The organism is Streptomyces sp. DSM 40750 (assembly GCF_024612035.1).
Classification (GTDB): domain Bacteria; phylum Actinomycetota; class Actinomycetes; order Streptomycetales; family Streptomycetaceae; genus Streptomyces.
On record NZ_CP102513.1, the window covers coordinates 11386035 to 11401543 of the forward strand.

General features: G+C 69.3%; 16 protein-coding genes. 9 read left to right on the forward strand and 7 right to left on the reverse strand.

Annotated features, from left to right (window positions below; all coding sequences use genetic code 11):
• Positions 1 to 176: 176 nt before the first annotated feature.
• Entirely contained in the window at positions 177 to 1184 is a 1008-nt protein-coding gene (locus tag JIX55_RS49980; protein WP_257561269.1) for a hypothetical protein, read from the reverse strand.
• Between the two features lie 840 nt (positions 1185 to 2024).
• Positions 2025 to 3311 carry a PhoX family protein gene (locus JIX55_RS49985; protein WP_257561268.1) on the reverse strand — a complete coding sequence of 429 codons (1287 nt, stop codon included), beginning with the start codon at positions 3309 to 3311 and terminating at the stop codon, positions 2025 to 2027.
• 435 nt (positions 3312 to 3746) lie between these two features.
• Here JIX55_RS49985 and JIX55_RS49990 point away from each other — a divergent pair, with 435 nt between their 5' ends.
• The gene (locus JIX55_RS49990; RefSeq protein ID WP_443046684.1) at positions 3747 to 4997 is read left to right on the forward strand and encodes a phytase; all 1251 of its coding nucleotides are present in this window, start codon (positions 3747 to 3749) and stop codon (positions 4995 to 4997) included.
• Positions 4998 to 5004: 7 nt separating this feature from the next.
• On the opposite strand, the gene JIX55_RS51805 is transcribed toward JIX55_RS49990, so the two are convergent.
• The 3 genes from JIX55_RS51805 to JIX55_RS51130 all read right to left on the reverse strand — a co-directional run bounded on the left by JIX55_RS51805 (position 5005) and on the right by JIX55_RS51130 (position 7265).
• On the reverse strand, positions 5005 to 6168 hold the full coding sequence (locus JIX55_RS51805) for an alcohol dehydrogenase catalytic domain-containing protein (protein ID WP_257561267.1): 1164 nt from the start codon (positions 6166 to 6168) through the stop codon (positions 5005 to 5007).
• 70 nt (positions 6169 to 6238) lie between these two features.
• Positions 6239 to 6646: a (R)-mandelonitrile lyase gene (locus JIX55_RS50000; RefSeq protein ID WP_257561266.1), complete on the reverse strand. Its 408-nt coding sequence runs from the start codon at positions 6644 to 6646 to the stop codon at positions 6239 to 6241.
• Positions 6647 to 7034: 388 nt separating this feature from the next.
• Positions 7035 to 7265, reverse strand: coding sequence for a hypothetical protein (locus JIX55_RS51130; protein ID WP_306820100.1), 231 nt, complete (start codon positions 7263 to 7265; stop codon positions 7035 to 7037).
• An 84-nt stretch (positions 7266 to 7349) separates the two neighbouring features.
• On the opposite strand from JIX55_RS51130, the gene JIX55_RS51135 reads away from it, so the two are divergent.
• The 8 genes from JIX55_RS51135 to JIX55_RS50040 all read left to right on the forward strand — a co-directional run bounded on the left by JIX55_RS51135 (position 7350) and on the right by JIX55_RS50040 (position 13503).
• On the forward strand, positions 7350 to 7631 hold the full coding sequence (locus JIX55_RS51135; RefSeq protein ID WP_306820101.1) for a hypothetical protein: 282 nt from the start codon (positions 7350 to 7352) through the stop codon (positions 7629 to 7631).
• 98 nt (positions 7632 to 7729) lie between these two features.
• Positions 7730 to 8230 (forward strand): DDE-type integrase/transposase/recombinase, encoded by a 501-nt coding sequence (locus JIX55_RS50010; protein ID WP_257561265.1) that lies wholly within the window; start codon positions 7730 to 7732, stop codon positions 8228 to 8230.
• Positions 8231 to 8397: 167 nt separating this feature from the next.
• A complete protein-coding gene (locus tag JIX55_RS50015; protein WP_257561264.1) occupies positions 8398 to 8847 on the forward strand; it encodes a zinc ribbon domain-containing protein in 450 nt (149 codons plus the stop codon).
• Positions 8848 to 8900: 53 nt separating this feature from the next.
• Positions 8901 to 10127, forward strand: coding sequence for a CaiB/BaiF CoA transferase family protein (locus tag JIX55_RS50020; RefSeq protein ID WP_257561263.1), 1227 nt, complete (start codon positions 8901 to 8903; stop codon positions 10125 to 10127).
• Between the two features lie 85 nt (positions 10128 to 10212).
• On the forward strand, positions 10213 to 11388 hold the full coding sequence (locus JIX55_RS50025; protein WP_257561262.1) for an acyl-CoA dehydrogenase family protein: 1176 nt from the start codon (positions 10213 to 10215) through the stop codon (positions 11386 to 11388).
• A 26-nt stretch (positions 11389 to 11414) separates the two neighbouring features.
• Entirely contained in the window at positions 11415 to 12197 is a 783-nt protein-coding gene (locus JIX55_RS50030; RefSeq protein ID WP_257561261.1) for an electron transfer flavoprotein subunit beta/FixA family protein, read from the forward strand.
• 36 nt (positions 12198 to 12233) lie between these two features.
• Positions 12234 to 13199 carry an electron transfer flavoprotein subunit alpha/FixB family protein gene (locus JIX55_RS50035; protein ID WP_257569162.1) on the forward strand — a complete coding sequence of 322 codons (966 nt, stop codon included), beginning with the start codon at positions 12234 to 12236 and terminating at the stop codon, positions 13197 to 13199.
• 136 nt (positions 13200 to 13335) lie between these two features.
• Entirely contained in the window at positions 13336 to 13503 is a 168-nt protein-coding gene (locus JIX55_RS50040) for a hypothetical protein (protein ID WP_257561259.1), read from the forward strand.
• Between the two features lie 104 nt (positions 13504 to 13607).
• Here the strand turns inward: JIX55_RS50040 and JIX55_RS50045 are convergent, their stop codons facing one another.
• Entirely contained in the window at positions 13608 to 14102 is a 495-nt protein-coding gene (locus tag JIX55_RS50045) for a flavin reductase family protein (RefSeq protein ID WP_257561258.1), read from the reverse strand.
• Positions 14099 to 15280: an acyl-CoA dehydrogenase family protein gene (locus JIX55_RS50050; RefSeq protein ID WP_257561257.1), complete on the reverse strand. Its 1182-nt coding sequence runs from the start codon at positions 15278 to 15280 to the stop codon at positions 14099 to 14101. The genes JIX55_RS50045 and JIX55_RS50050 overlap by 4 nt, the downstream gene beginning before the upstream one ends.
• Positions 15281 to 15509: the final 229 nt, after the last annotated feature.

Here is a 15509-nt window from a genome sequence, read left to right on the forward strand (position 1 = left end):
AGGGGACGTCGCACCGCCAGGCGGCTCGGCCGGGCCCCAGGGCGGGCAGCTGAAAGAGCGCGGGGAGATGCTGGAGTAGGACGGCGGATGCGTTCGCAGGAGCCTGCGGAGCAGAGGCCGGCGATGAAGCAGGCACCCTTCTGCGTGGTGACGCGAGACGCGTGATACTCGTCGCGCTACAGCTGCGGTGGTTCATCGGGGCGGCGGCCGATCAGGGATTCGATGTGCTGGCGCACCAGGTGAAGGTCGATATCGGCGAGGAAGGCGGTCTCTGTATGTCCGCGGTACTTCATCTGGTCGGAGGTCAGTGCCCGAGGGATGCCCTGGCCCCGGATCCACATCTTGATCTGGCGCTCGAACGCCCAGGCGTCACCGGTGAGATCGAATTTCCATCGTGCGACCAACTGCCAGCCTTGGGAGAGGTGCTGGGTGATGCGCTGTTCGATGTTGGCGATGCCCCACTTCAGAGCACGGTGACCCTCGTGGACGACGAGGTAGAGGTAGCCCGGCCGAGCGGGGTTGATGCCACGCTCCGCGCAGGTGGGACAGCCACCCTGCGGACCTCGGATGTTGTGCAGCGTCGGTCCCGGGTCCAGGACCGTCTCGCAGGTCATGCAGCGTGATTTCCAGGGGAGTTCCGTGTTGCCGGGATACGGCACAAGCGGTTCGAGGTCCTTTTCCAGCATGCTGGAGATGGCCACCTCGTCGTCGAGTCGCAGGGCGTCTGCGATCTTTTCCGAGCGGCACGACCAGCATTGGTGACCACGGGCGTGGACCTTCGCGTACGTAGGCGTTCCGACGTGAGTGCAGCGCAGGCAGCGAGACAGCCATGGCTGCAGTGAACCCGGATAGGCGATGAGCGGCTCCAGATCGGCCGCACGCATCAGCTTGCGTGCGGACTCATCGGTGACGTCACGTCCGGCGCAGTGGGTGCAGCCGCCGCGGCCGTTCTGAACGTGCGACAGCTTCTTGATCTTGATCGCCCCGCAGTGGATGCACCTGGCCGGCCAGGGCTTGCCCGCTCCCGGATAGCCGTCAAGGGGCTCCCATCCCCACTCGAGCATGACGGCGGCGGCCTTCGCCCCGTCACGGGTGAGCTTGGCGGCGATCTTGAGTGAGCGGCAGGTCTTGTTGCAGACCCCGGTTCCTTTGTTCACGACGTCGTTGTAGCGCGGCGCGCTCACCTCGTTACAGGTCAAGCAGCGGCATTTCCACGGATGTTGGGTCCCTGGGAAGGGTTCGACGGGGCGCGCTCCGCGACGTGTCATGGCCTCGACGGCCTCGGCTTCGGATATTTTGCGCGGCAACAGGCCCCCTGATGGCACGGCATACGCTCAGCTCAACGTGAGGGAGATCCTATTCCGCAAGGACCGTTTCTCTGAGCGGGATGCGCCTTTTCGGAACGGCGTATACGACCGAAGCCGACGCTGCCCGAGCGGGGGAGACCTTGTCGCCATGCCGGGTTTGTCTTCCTGGCCGGCGGGCGTACGCGTGGTCCGAGGTCGGTGGGGGGCGGTGGAAGGGCAGGATCGCTCTACGGCGTTGTCGGGGAAGGGCTCGGGGGAGCACCCATTGGTGACGTTGACTTCTTGAGCAGCGGGAACGTCCGCGACAACCGGCGCCGGTACGAGCAGTGCAACGAGCGCGGGCGCCGCCGCCCCCGCTGTACCCGGAGACACGGCGTGGGCCGCGTCCGTGATGGCCCGCCGGGCCGGCTGGGACCCGGGTGCGGTGTTCAGTGGGCGGCTGTGTCGGGCGGTTTCGAATCTCGGGCTCGATGGCCTTGAGGCGGTTCTTCAGGCGGTTGCCCGGGCCGTTGATGAGAGCCGCGGTGCGCTCTGTCCGGCCTTGACCGTCATCTCGGTGACCTGGGTCTGGATGAGCAGTCGAAGGTGACTTCGATGGTTTTCTCGGCCGGGTGGGGGCGTTGGAGGAGCGCGTCGAGGCTGCTGCCCGTCTCCGCTGGTGAGGCGGGGCTGGGTGTATGGAGCCTCGACGCGCGCTGTCTTGTTCCCGGCTGAAGGCTACAAGGCGCCCTGGGTCCAGGGGCCGGTGATCGCGAACGTGATGCCCGGGGTCTGGATGTTCACGAACAGCCAGTTGCCGTTCTTCGGCTCGAACACCGAGCCGGCCCACTCCGAGCCCCGGTGGTCGGCCGCCGGGACGTTCTTGCCTGCGGTCCCGCCGCGCAGGTCCACGGTGTTGGTGGCGAAGCGGAAGATCTCGCCGTCCGTGGTCAGCCCGTGGACGTATTCGGTGCCGCTGCCGTCCTCGCAGAGCACCAGGCCGCCGCGCGGGCTGACGCACATGTTGTCCGGCGCGTTGAGGACCTCGGCGCCGGGCGAGGCGAACAGCACCCGGAACTCGTCGGTGGCCGGGTCGAGTTCGAAGACCTGTCCCTGACGGGCCGGGCCGCCGTCGGTCGTGATGACGTAGATGCGGTCGTTGCCGTACCAGGCGCCTTCGAGGCGGCTGAACACCGCGGCGCCGCCTGCCTGCGCCTGGAGCCGCACGGTGTCCGCCGCCGGGTCGACGTCGTCCACGGGCACCCAGGAGACGCTGCCGTACGCCTTCTCGCCGTCGAGGCGGGTGTCGTACGTAGTGCTGCCGATGCGCAGGGCCTCCAGCCGGCCGCCCTTGGACAGATCACCGGGTACCGCCGGAACGAAGCGGTACAGCGATGCGTCGCCGCGGTCCTCGGTCTCGTAGACGTAGCCGGTCGCCGGGTCGATGGCGATGGCCTCGTGGTTGAACCGGCCCATGGCTTTGTAGGGCTCGGGGTTGCCCTTGCCCCGCGAGGCGACCTCGAAGATGTAGCCGTGGCGTTTGCCGGCGGTCGTGGAAAAGGTTTCCTCGCAGGTGAGCCAGGTGTTCCACGGGGTGGGACCGCCGGCGCAGTTGCGCATGGTGCCGCCGAGGCTGCCGTAGGACTCCAGCCACTGGCCGGCGTCCGGGTCGAAGACCAGGGTGGTGGTGCCGCCGCCGGCCTCGGGGTTGTACGCGGGAGCGGCGAAGGCGGGGCCGGCGCCGCGCTCGTGGTTGCGGACGAGGTGGAGCCTGTCGCCGTAGCGGAATGCCGCCATGCCGTCGTGCGAGCCCGGGGTGCGCACGCCGTCGTCCATGAGGTCGTTGGTCCAGCCGTAGGAGATGTACTCGAATCCGCGCGGCAGATGCAGCAGTTCCAGGCCGGTCGCCTGGTCCTTGGCCGGGTGCAGCGGGCCGTACCCGGCGTCGAACTCGAGTTTGACCGGCTCGGCGGCGGCCGTGCGCGCGGCAAGGGCCTGGAAGGGGACGGAAGCGGCCGCGGCCACCGCGGCTCCGCGCAGGAGGGTGCGTCGTTCAAAACCGGGACCAGAGGTCGCTCTTGCGGCGGACGTGCCTGTCATGGGAGTCCTCTCGATGCTACGAACGGGGAGAACCGGGGGGCGGCCGCGATCACCCTAGAAGCGAATCCTGCGTCCGGTTCCCAACGGAAAGTGAGCGTTGGGGGAACCTCTTTCAGCCACCGGCCGGAGACCGCGAGGCAGGAACTGTGGCACGGTCGGGCGCGCCCTCTGCTCACCGTCAGGGCATCATTGCGACACCGGACAGCGCCAAGCCCTTCACCTTCGGCCCACAGGATCTTGGCAGCCCGACGCGGGGAGCACGTCCCCCGCGTTGCCCCACCGGGTCTCGTCGTTTTCCCCCTACGTGGAGGTACTGTGCGCAACCTGCGCGGGACACAGCTGGCCGCGATGGTCGCGGCCATGACCGCCGTGGCGGTCCTGCCCACCTCGGCCCAGGCCGTCGACGGGCCGGCGAGCCTGACCGCCACCACCGAGACCCCCGCCCTGTACGGCGACGACGCCGGCGGCAACGCCGACGCCGACGACCCGGCGATCTGGCGCAACGCCGCCGACCCGGATGCCAGCCTGGTGATCGCCACCGCCAAGGAAGGCGGCCTGCGCGTGTACGACCTGGCCGGCAAGGAGGTGCAGTCGATAGCGGCGCCGCCCGCCCCCACCCCCGACGACAAGCCGGGCCGCTTCAACAACGTGGACCTGATCTCCGGATTCCCGCTGCCGACCGGCCGCGCCGACATCGCCGTCGTCACCGACCGGGGCCGCGACCACCTGCGCGTCTACCGCATCACACCGGGCGCCGCCCAGCCGCTGACGGACATCACCGACGCATCGGCCCCGCTGGTCTTCTCCAAGACCCTGGACGAGGTCAACAACCAGACCACCCCCTACGGTCTGGCCACCTGGACGGACAAGTCCACCGGCCGTTCCTACGCCGTCGTCAGTCAGCGCAGCCGCACCCGGCTGGCCCTGCTGGAGCTGAAGGCCACCTCCACCGGGGCGGTCACCTACCAGCAGGTGCGCACGTACGACCTGCCGTCCTCCTTCACCCTGCCCAACGGCCGGTCCTGGACGCCGTGTGCCGACCCCGGTGACCTCCCGCAGGTCGAGGGCATGGTCGTTGACCCGGTGAACAAGGTGCTCTACGCAGGCCAGGAGGACATCGGCATCTGGCGGCTGCCCGCCGACCTGGGCGGCAAGCCCAAGCTGATCGACAAGGTGCGGGAGTACGGCGTCCCCGCGACCTACGACGAGGCGACCGAGGAGTGCGTGGCGGGCGCCGACCCCGGCTACGGCGGCACGCACCTGTCCGCCGACGTCGAGGGTCTGACCATCCTCGACGAGGGCTCCGGTGACGGCTACCTGCTCTCCTCCAGCCAGGGCGACAACACCTTCGCCGCGTACGACCGCGAGGTGTCCGACAACAACGAGTACGAGAGCGGCTTCCGGATCGCCGCCGGCACCGTCGACGGCTCCGAGGAGTGCGACGGCGCGGCCGTGCTGAACGTTCCCCTGGGCTCCCGCTACCCCAACGGCCTGCTCGTGGTGCAGGACGGGCACAACACCCCGGACGAGACGGACGCGGACGGGGAGACCCGGGACAACACCAACTTCAAGTTCGTCGATCTGGGCAAGCTCGAGAATGCGCTGAACTAGTGCCGCATCAAGCAACGTTGGCCCTGTTGTGATGTGACGCGCCGTCCCGATGCTGTGCAGGGCGGCGCGTGTCCGACAGCCTGTCCGAGTGGCAGAGCGAGTACGTGTCCGAGAGATCGACGATGACGAGGGGCGGCGGCTTCTGCGGATCATCCGCAGGGGGACCGGGTCGGTGGTGACCTGGCGCCGGGCCCAGATGGTCCTGCTCGCCGCGCAGGGCATGCCGGTGGCGAGGACCGCCGAGGTGTCGTTCACCCAGCGATGACCGGGTCCGCGATGTGATCCACAACTTCAACACCGACGGCTTCGGGGAGAAGTTGTCGCAGACGATCGCAATGCGGGTGTTCGGCGGGTAGAGAGTGCGCAGGTAGCGGCAGAACTCCAGGAACTGCGTGCGCTTCTTGACCGGCTTGATGTGGCCGCAGAGCTTGTCCTTGGCCAGGTCCAGGGCGGCGAACAGGTGCCGGACTCCGCCGTAGCGGTTGCCGTTCGTCAGCTCCTTCACGCGGGCGATGCCTTCTTCGCCGCGCTCGGTGACGATGTCGGTGGCGCCGAACTCCAGGGCCAGCTTCTGCCGGGACTCGTGCCGGCTCATCGCGATGATCCGTTCCGCGCCCAGCTCCTTGGCGGCGATGACGCCGCACAGACCGACCGCGCCGTCTCCGACGACCACGGCCGTCGAGCCGGGCCCGACCTCCGCGGCGACGGCGGCGTACCAGCCTGTGCCCATCACGTCGGACACGGCGAGCAGGCTGGGCACGGACTCGTCGGCGGGCAGATCAGGAGTGGCGACGAGCGTGCCGTGCGCGTTGGGGATACGGACATACTCGCCCTGACAGGTGCTCATGAACTCGCGGCGAACGCAGTTGGACTGGTAGCCCGCCTGGCAGTTCGGGCAGGCGTTGTCCGAGGTGGCGAAGGAGCCGACCACGAACTGTCCCGGCTTGACCGAGGTGACCTCGCGGCCGACCTCCTCGACGATGCCGACGTACTCATGACCCATCGGATGGGGTTCGTCGGTGGGTTCTATGCCACGGTAGGGCCACAGGTCCGAGCCGCACACGCAGGTGACGACGGTACGGATGATCGCGTCGGTCGGGTTGACGATCTCGGGCGCGGGGACGTCCTCGACACGGATGTCGCCAGGGGCGTGAATGATCGTTGCGCGCATGGTGCCTTCTCGGTTCGGTTCCAGGGGACTGGCTGCCGGAAGTTCTCCGTGAGCCGCGGTGAGTGGGGATTCAGCGTGGTGTGCGGGGGCTGACACGCGGGCCGTTGTATTCGGCGTCGGTGACGTGCTCGAGCCACGAGACGTCGTCGGTCTCCCACAGCGCGAGGTGGACCATGAAGCGGTCCGGGCCGGCGCCGTGCCAGTGCTCCTCGTCCGGGGGCGTGTGGATGACGTCACCCGGGTGGGCCTCCAGAACCTCACCTCCTCGGGACTGGATCAGCGCGATGCCCTCCACGATGTAGAGGGTCTGTCCGAGGCCGTGTGAATGCCACGCGGTACGGGCGCCGGGCGAGAAGCGGACGATGTTCGCCCGGATACGTGAAGGCGCCTCGCCGCGGTGGACGACGTCGGCCCAGGCGTCGCCGGTGAACCAGGCGGCCGGCAGTTTCATGGTCGGAAGCTGCTTCAGCAGTTCCATCGTCTTTCTTTCTACGTGGAGGGGGTCGCCGCGTCAGTGCGGCGGCAGCCGTGCGGATCAGGCGGTCGTGTGTATGGCTTGGGATCTGCCCAGGTGGCTGGTGTAGAACGAGGTCAGTTTCGCGACGGCGACGGTCACGAACCATCTGGACCGCCGCAGTCGGCACGCCCACGCAGGAACGGCTGCGCCTTCTTGCGGCCTGGGTGGCTGACGGGAACTCGCTCGCCCCTGGCGCGGCGAGCTGACGACGGTGTGGCGCACGGGCGACGACCGGCCCCCGGCGTCGCCGCGGAGCCATGACGTCACCGACGCAGCCGCCTCACGGCGGTCATGAGCCGACGTCACGGTTCTCCTCTTATCGTTATCGCATGTGACGGCAGTGGGTGGATCACACCACGGTGGTGTGGGAGTCGCCCTCGTCCATGACGGTGCTGCTCGCGGTGCTCCGCTCCACGACACGGGACCTCGCCGACCGGGTCGGCGGGCCCTGTACCGCGAGGGCGATCAACGGTACGAGGGTGAGAGCGGAGATGACGGTGCCCACCGCCGGCGGACCTGCCGGCCCGAGCGGGGAGGCCAGGGCCAGACCGGCTGCCCACGAGCCGACGGCGATGCCCACGGTGAACGCCGAGGTGCTCAGCGCGGCCGCGAGCGTGGGATCGCGGGCCTGCTGCCCGAGATCGCGGACGATCTGCGTGTCAGTGTGTCCCAGGCGGGCCTGCTCATCACGGCGTTCGCGGCGGGCATGATCGTCGGGGCGCCGGCGATCGCGATCGCCATCGCGACGCTCCGCCTGCCGCGGCGGTCCACACTGGTCCTCGCGCTCATCGTCTTCGCCCTCGGTCATGTGGTCGCCGCACTCAGTCCGTCCTTCGCGGTCGTGCAGGTCCTTGGCGGGGTTGGCGCGGACCTGGCGGGCCAGGAACGTGTAGGTGACGTGCATGGACAACCGGGGCTTCCCGGGAGGACCTACATGGACGCTTGAAGTCATCAGGCAAGCCGTGAAAGCGAACAGAGGCGCGCCCGGCGTGGACAGTCGCTCTATTGAGGACTTCGAGAAGGATCTGAAGGGTAACCCGCTGGGTGCACGAGAACCTGCCCGACGAGGCGGCCCGCTCGAAGGTCACGGTGCTGCGGGATGACATCGAGCCGGGCTCGGAGGCCCAGATCGACTACGGCTTCCTGGGGCAGTGGATCAACCCGACCAGCGGGAAACGGCATCGGATCTGGGCGTTTGTGATGATGCTGCCCGCCTCGCGGCACATGTTCGTCCGCCCGGTGACGCACATGGACCAGCACGCCTGGACCCTCGCACACGCGGAAGCCTTCCGCTTCTTCGGCGGCGTCCCGCGCCGCCTGCTGCCGGACAACCCCAAGACCGGGGTCGACAAGCCGGACCCACAGCTGAACCCGGCTCGGAACGCTGCTGTCCCGGCTGCACCAGGGACGTGGGGTGCCCGCAGTTGCGCTCGCGACTGGCGAGTCACCCCCGTGACATCGGGCTCATCTCCCTGGCAGAGGCGGCGCGAGGCGGAGAACGGAAATGACGCTGGCTTTGCCCCGCGGATGCCCTCAGATGCTTAGTGCCCCGCTGTGAGAGTAGCGCCTGAAAACCGGCTCTGACCTCAATGAATGGAACGCGTTCCGCGCACAAAGATGCGTCAGCTCGTCGTTGACCGGCGAGCCGCGGCAGGGCCAGGGTGGTGGAGCCGGATCGGATTCCGATCCCCCGTTTCCGGTCATCGGACTGCGTGCAGGAGGCCGTGATGCTCCAGACAGAATCCCACGAACAAGCCGAGCTCGCGGAAGACTCCGAAGCGTCTGTCTTCTACCCGACACCGGCAGGCACACCGACGCCGTCGGCGGTCAGTGGCGAACTCTTCTTCCAGCGCTGCCTCTGGTGCGGCACCCCGGCCTACCGACGCTCGTTCTGCCGGGCTTGCGGGGCCACTGCCTTCAAACCGGAGCGCAGCACCGGTGCAGGGGTCCTCGTTCGCCGTATCGGCCAGGTTCCGCTCAACACATGGTTCGTCTCGATAGACGAGGGCTTCAACCTGCTCTGCCAGGTGACGAGGAAGGAACCGGTCGTGGTCGCGGTCGGGGCGAGGGTACGAGTCGTGCGGGCCGTGGCTCCCCTCGACCAAGGGCTTCCCCTCGTCGAACTCACTTACCGGGCAACGTCCTTGGAGCGTTGGCGGTGACAGCACCCGGCTCAATCGGAGTCACGGGCCGGGATGATCAGAGAGGAGGGTGCGTGAGCACTCAGCACAAGGTTCCGGACGGACGCGCCGACGACCCCGGTGCATCGGCGCGGGGCGCGCTCGACGGCCTGCGCATCGCCGACTTCTCCCGGGTTCTCGCCGGGCCCTACGCCACGATGCTCCTCGCCGACCTCGGCGCCGACGTGGTGAAGGTCGAGCGGCCGGGCATCGGGGACGACACCCGGGCCTGGCACCCGCCGGCGGACCATGACGGCACGTCGACCTACTTCCTGAGCGTCAACCGGAACAAGAGGTCGATCGTGCTCGACCTGACCACGGAGGTCGGCCGCGCACAGGCACGCGCCCTGGTCGCCGAGTCCGACGTGCTGGTGGAGAACTTCCGGCCCGGCACGATGGAGCGGCTGGACCTCGGCCACCGGGAGCTCCGTGCGCAGCGCCCGGAGCTGATCTACTGCTCGATCAGTGGCTTCGGCAGCGGTGCGGGCGCCGCGATCCCCGGGTACGACCTACTCGTGCAGGCCGTCGGCGGCCTGATGAGCGTGACCGGGGAGGCGCACGGAGAGCCGGTGAAGGCCGGCGTGGCCCTCGTCGACGTGATCACCGGACTGCACGCCTCGCTCGGCATCCTGGCGGCCCTCCGGCACCGGGACGCCACTGGTGAGGGGCAGCTCGTGGAGGTGAATCTGCTCGGCTCACTGCTGTCGGCCATGGTCAACCAGGCGTCGGCATTCGCTGTCGCCGGTGTGGTTCCGGGACGCATGGGCAACGCGCACCCGAGCATCGCCCCGTACGAGACCCTTCCCACCGCCGACCGTCCGCTCGCCCTCGCGGTGGGCAACGACCGGCAGTTCGCGGCGCTCGCCGAGGTCGTCGGGGAACCCGGTCTCGCTGTCGACGACCGCTTCCGCACCAACGCCGACCGAGTCGCCCACCATGCCGGACTCCGGGACATCCTGGCCAAGCGGCTCAGTGCCGCGGGCGCCGACCACTGGTCGGCCGTCCTGCTGGCCGCCGGGGTGCCCGCCGGACCGGTCAACACCCTCGACGAGGCCTTCGCCTTCGCCCACAGGCTCGGTCTGCCCGGCGTCGTCGACTTCCCCGCCGCACCCGTCGACGGGGAAGAAGGCAGGCCCGCCCGGCAGGTCGCGCACCCCATCTCGCTGAGCGGGACACCCGCGCAGTACCGCTTTCCTCCGCCCCGCCTGGGTCAGCACACCGCGGAGATCCTCCACGGCCCGTCCGACCGTCTCCCCGTGTGACCCGGCGCCCCCGACCCGTTCGCAGCGCCGGCACCGAGACCGGAACCACCCGATTTCCCAACCCTGATGACAAGGAGCCCACACGATGAGCGGCAAGCCCCTGAAGGACCCCCTCGACCTGCTCGACATCGCCTCCGTCCTCACCGACGAGGAGCGCGAGATCCAGGCCACCGTCGCCAGATTCGTCGCCGACCGGGTGCGCCCGCACATCGGCGAGTGGTTCGAGAGCGCCCACTTTGCGCGTGAACTCGCCCCCGAGCTGGGCAAGTTGGGTGTGCTCGGTATGCACCTGGAGGGCTATGGCTGTGCCGGCACCAACGCGGTCGGCTACGGGCTCGCCTGTCTGGAGTTGGAAGCCGCCGACTCCGGCTTCCGCAGTTTCGTCTCCGTGCAGGGCTCGCTGTCGATGTTCTCCATCTGGAAGTGGGGTTCGGAGGAGCAGAAGCGGGAATGGCTACCGCGGCTCGCCGCCGGTGAGGCGATCGGCTGCTTCGGCCTGACCGAGCCGGACTTCGGCAGCAACCCCTCGGACATGCGCACCAAGGCCGTCCGCGACGGCGACGACTGGACCCTCAACGGCTCCAAGATGTGGATCACCAACGGCGGTATCGCCGATGTGGCCACGGTCTGGGCGCAGACCGAGGACGGTATCCGCGGCTTCCTCGTGCCACGTGGGACGCCCGGCTTCACCACACAGGACATCAAGCAGAAGATGTCGCTGCGCGCCTCGATCACCTCGGAGCTGTACTTCGACAACGTCCGGCTGCCCGACTCCGCGCGACTGCCCCTCGCGGAGGGCCTGCGCGGACCGCTGTCCTGCCTGAACGAGGCCCGCTTCGGCATCCTGTTCGGCGCGGTCGGTGCGGCCCGCGACTCGCTCCAGGCGGCCGTCGAGTACGCCGACTCCCGCATCCAGTTCGGCAAGCCGATCAGTGCCTTCCAGCTCACGCAGAAGAAGCTCGCCGACATGAGCGTGTCCGTGGGCAATGCCGCGCTTCTCGCCGTGCACCTGGGGCGGCTCAAGGACCAGCACCGCATCCGGCCCGAGCAGATCAGCGTCGGCAAGCTCCACAACGTGCGGGAGGCGATCGCCATCGCCCGCGAGTGCCGCACCGTCCTCGGCGCCAACGGCATCTCCCTGGAGTACTCGCCGCTGCGCCACGCCAACAACCTGGAGTCCGTCCTCACCTACGAAGGCACCAGCGAGATGCACACCCTGGTCGTCGGTCAGGCGATCACCGGCTACCCGGCGTTCCGCTGACCATCGAAGGCTGGAGGAAGACGCCCGTGAACATCGTCGTACTCGTCAAGCAGGTTCCGGACACCGCTGCCGAGCGCACCCTGTCCGAGGCCGACCACACCCTGGACCGCGAGAACGCCGACCTCGTCCTGGACGAGATCAACGAGCGGGCCGCGGAGGAGGCCCTGATGCTGAAGGAGACGGTGGGCGCCGAGGTCACCGTCGTGTCCATGGGGCCCGGCTCCGCACTCGATGCCATCCGCAAGGTCCTGGCGATGGGCGCCGACCGCGGCATCCACATCTGCGACGACAGGCTCCGGGGCACCGACGTCGTGACCACGGCGAAGGTGCTTGCAGCCGCCGTGCGGACGGTGGAGGACGTCGACCTGGTACTCGCGGGCAACGCGACGACCGACGGACAGGCGAGCGCGGTCCCCGCCATCGTCGCGGACCTGCTCGGCCTGCCGCAGCTGACGCATGCCAGGGAGCTGACCGTCGACGCGGGACGGGTACGAGCGGAGCGCGAGGCCGAGAACGGCGAGGCGACGCTCGACGCACCGCTGCCCGCGCTGGTCAGCGTCACCGAGAAGATCAACGAACCCCGCTACCCCTCCTTCAAGGGGATCATGGCCGCCAAGAGGAAGCCGGTGGAGACGGTCGATCTCGACGACCTGTTCCCCGACGTGGACGACACCGGGCTCCTCGTGAGCCGCACCCACGTGATGGAGGCCGTCCCGCGTCCGGCACGGGCCGCCGGAATCCGTGTCACGGACGACGGCTCGGCCGGCCGGCGACTCGTCGACTACCTGATCGCCCAGAAGCTCGTCTGAACCGCCCTCCCCAGCGTTAACCAGAAGCAGGCGCCCATGCCCGATGTCCTCGTCCTCGTCGACCACGACGGGGAACGCGTCCACAAGTCCACGTATGAACTCCTCACCGCCGCACGGCGGTTGGGCGACCCGGCCGCAGTCGTCGTGGGAACCCCCGGCACTGCGGCCCGCCTCAAGGAAGCCCTCGCCCGTCATGGCGCCACGAGCGTCTACGCGGCCGAATCCCCCGAAGCGGGCGAATTTCTCTCTACGCCGGCCGTCGACGCCCTGGAACTCGCGGTACGAGAGGTCTCCCCGGCCGCCGTCCTGGTCTCCGCGACGACGGACGGCAAGGAGGTGGCCGGGCGTCTCGCCGCTCGGCTGGACGCCGGGCTGCTGGTCGACGCGGTCGACCTGGACTCGTCCGGCGTGGCCACCCAGGTTGTCTTCGGCGGGTCGTACACCGTGCGCTCACAGGTCACCCACGGTCTGCCGGTGATCGCCGTGCGGCCGGGTTCCTTCGAGTCGGAGGAGCGTCCCGTGGAAGCGGGGGAGCGGCAACTCGCCCTGCCGCCGGTCGACCGTGCGGCATCCGCCCGCATCACCGCCCGGCGAGCCGTGCTCGCGGGCGACCGCCCCGAGCTCACCGAGGCGACCGTCGTCGTGTCCGGCGGACGTGGTGTCGCGGGAGCGGACGGCTTCAAGGTGGTGGAGGAACTGGCCGACGCCCTGCGCGGAGCGGTGGGCGCCTCACGTGCCGCGGTCGACGCCGGCTACTACCCGCACCAGTACCAGGTGGGGCAGACCGGCAAGTCCGTCTCCCCGCAGCTGTACATCGCCCTGGGCATCTCAGGGGCCATCCAGCACCTCGCCGGCATGCGGACCTCCAAGACGATCGTCGCGGTCAACAAGGACCCCGAGGCGCCGATCCTCGAACTGGCCGACTACGCCGTGGTGGGCGACCTGTTCGCCGTGGCCCCTCAGCTGGCCCAGGAAGTGGCCGCCCGCAGGGAAGCCGGTTGAGGGACCGACCACGGAGCATGACGTTCGGCTGGGCGGTCGACGATCCCGACGGCCGGTACGGTGACTCGGCCCCGGACTGGCGAAGCCCCTGGCCACCTGGCGCTTCTGACTCGAGCCGGAGGGGACCGGCCGCAGGTTGCGGCAGTTCGCCCGGATCGGGCCGGGCCGTTCGGGGATCACCCTGGTGATCGACCGTGCTCAGGAGCGGGAGAAAGAGATCGTGGCCTTCCGGCTCGCCGAGCTCCGCACCGACATCGGGACCACCCTGCGCGGCGTCAAGGCGTTTGCCGAGCAAGCCGACTGAGCGCTTCGCCCGAAGTCCGGCGCAGGGTTCCCAGGCGGGAGCTCCCCGACCCTCGGCACATGCGCGGAGGGAGACCGGGAGCTCCCGCTTCGGCCATCGGCCCGTCAAGCGGCCAGACGGCGGAACCGGCTGCCGTGGAACACCAGTGGCTCCCGGTCGGGTTCGGCCCTCAGGGCGTGGATCTCCAGCAGGACGATCGTGTGGTCGCCGCCGGGCAGCTCGGCGTGGACCGAGCAGTCCAGCCAGAGGCCGGCACCGTGGATGTACACGCTGCCCTCCTCGGACGCCTCCCAGTCGACCTCCGCGAACCGGTCCCGGTCCTTGCCGGCCAGCGAACGGCAGACCAGGTCCTGTCCCTCGGCCAGGACGCTCAGGCCCAGGCGGCCCTGCTCGCGCAGCTTCGGCCAGGTCGACGAGGTGTCCTGGACGCAGACCGACACCAGAGGCGGTCGAAGGGAGACGGGAGTGAACGTACTCGCGGCCATGCCCACCGGCGTACCCGAATCAAGTGCGCACAGGGCTGTCACCCCCGACGGGAAGCAGCCGAACGCCTGGCGCAGAACGGCGGGGTCCGTCGGTGTCGTCGCGAGCGGGCTCATCGGACGTCCCCCTGACCCGAGAGAACCGCGCCCAGACGCCGCAGCGAGCCGTTGTTGCCCGCCACGTGCTGGGAGACGCAGCGGACGTCGCGCCAGCGGCGCTGCATCGGGTGGGAGGTGTAGAGCCCCGAGCTGCCGGACAGCGTCATGATCTCGTTGAGGATGCGGCTGCCCTCGTGGTGGATGTGCTGGTGGCCTCCGGTGTAGCCGAACCACTCGGTCGGGGTGGGCTCGCCTCCCGCGACCGCGCGGTCCATGACGACGCGGCCGGTCTGCTCCAGCAGGGCGTTGAGTGCAGCCGTGCGCAGGTGCAGCTCACCGAACTTCTCCTGGAACACCGGGTCCTCACCGATGAGCACCCCGGGGTTGAACGCCGGCCGCTTGGTGGCGGCCAGTGCGGCGAGATCGCCCAGCGCGCCCTCCAGGCAGCCGATGATGACGGCGTCGTGCGAGGCACCAGTGGCGGTGTACGGCAGGCCGTAGAAGGGCGCGGGGATGTTGTTGCCGCCCATCAGCGGGCCGGTGAAGCGCGCCGGTACGAAGACGTCGTCCATCATGAAGTCGGTGCTCTGCGTGGCACGCAGGCCCACCGCGTCCCAGGTGTCGAGGAACGTGGCCTGCTCGGGGCGGATCAACGCGACGCGCATGTCGGGGCGGCCGTCCGGCAGCGGGGGCGCGCCCTCGACCACGAAGCCCGCGAGCACCCAGTCCGGGGTGAACGAGCCACTGGCCAGTGGCCAGCGCCCACTGAGACGGTAGCCGCCCTCCACCTCGACCGCCTTGCCCTTCGGGGCTATCGCCCCACGCAGCATCAGGTCGGCACCCTCGCCGAACACCTCCTTCTCAAGCGTCTCCCGGGGCAGCGACCGTACGAAGAACCAGGCCATCGACGCTGCCTGAACGGTCCAGCCGGTGGACCCGTCGGCCCGCGAGATCTCCCGGACCACCCGAGCGCTCTGCACCAGGTCCAGCTGCTCGCCGCCCCATGCCCTGGGCAGGCTCATCCGGAACACACCGGCCTCGCGTAGAGCGGCGATGATCTCCGCGGGAACGGCCCGCGCGGTCTCGGCCTCGGCGGAACGTGCCGCGATCCGGGGCAGGTGTGCGCGGACGCGGCCCAGCACCCCGTCGTCGGATGCCTGGTCGTGCGATGAGGTGGAGTCGAGCAATGTCGTCATGATCGATCCTTGCGAAGGCTTGCGGTCGTGCAGCAGCAAAACCGCGTGCGGCTGATGGGGGAGCCTCAAATGGGCTTGCGGAGAGCGGCCGTTCCGGCGTGAGGGCGATCGAACGCCGGCCGAAGGGGCCCCGGTCACTGCTCGCATGATGTGGGGCGGGGCGCGGGTCCTGCTTGTGTGCGGGAGCACCGGTAACTTGCGTGGTTGAGAACACGTCCGGGAGCTGGTT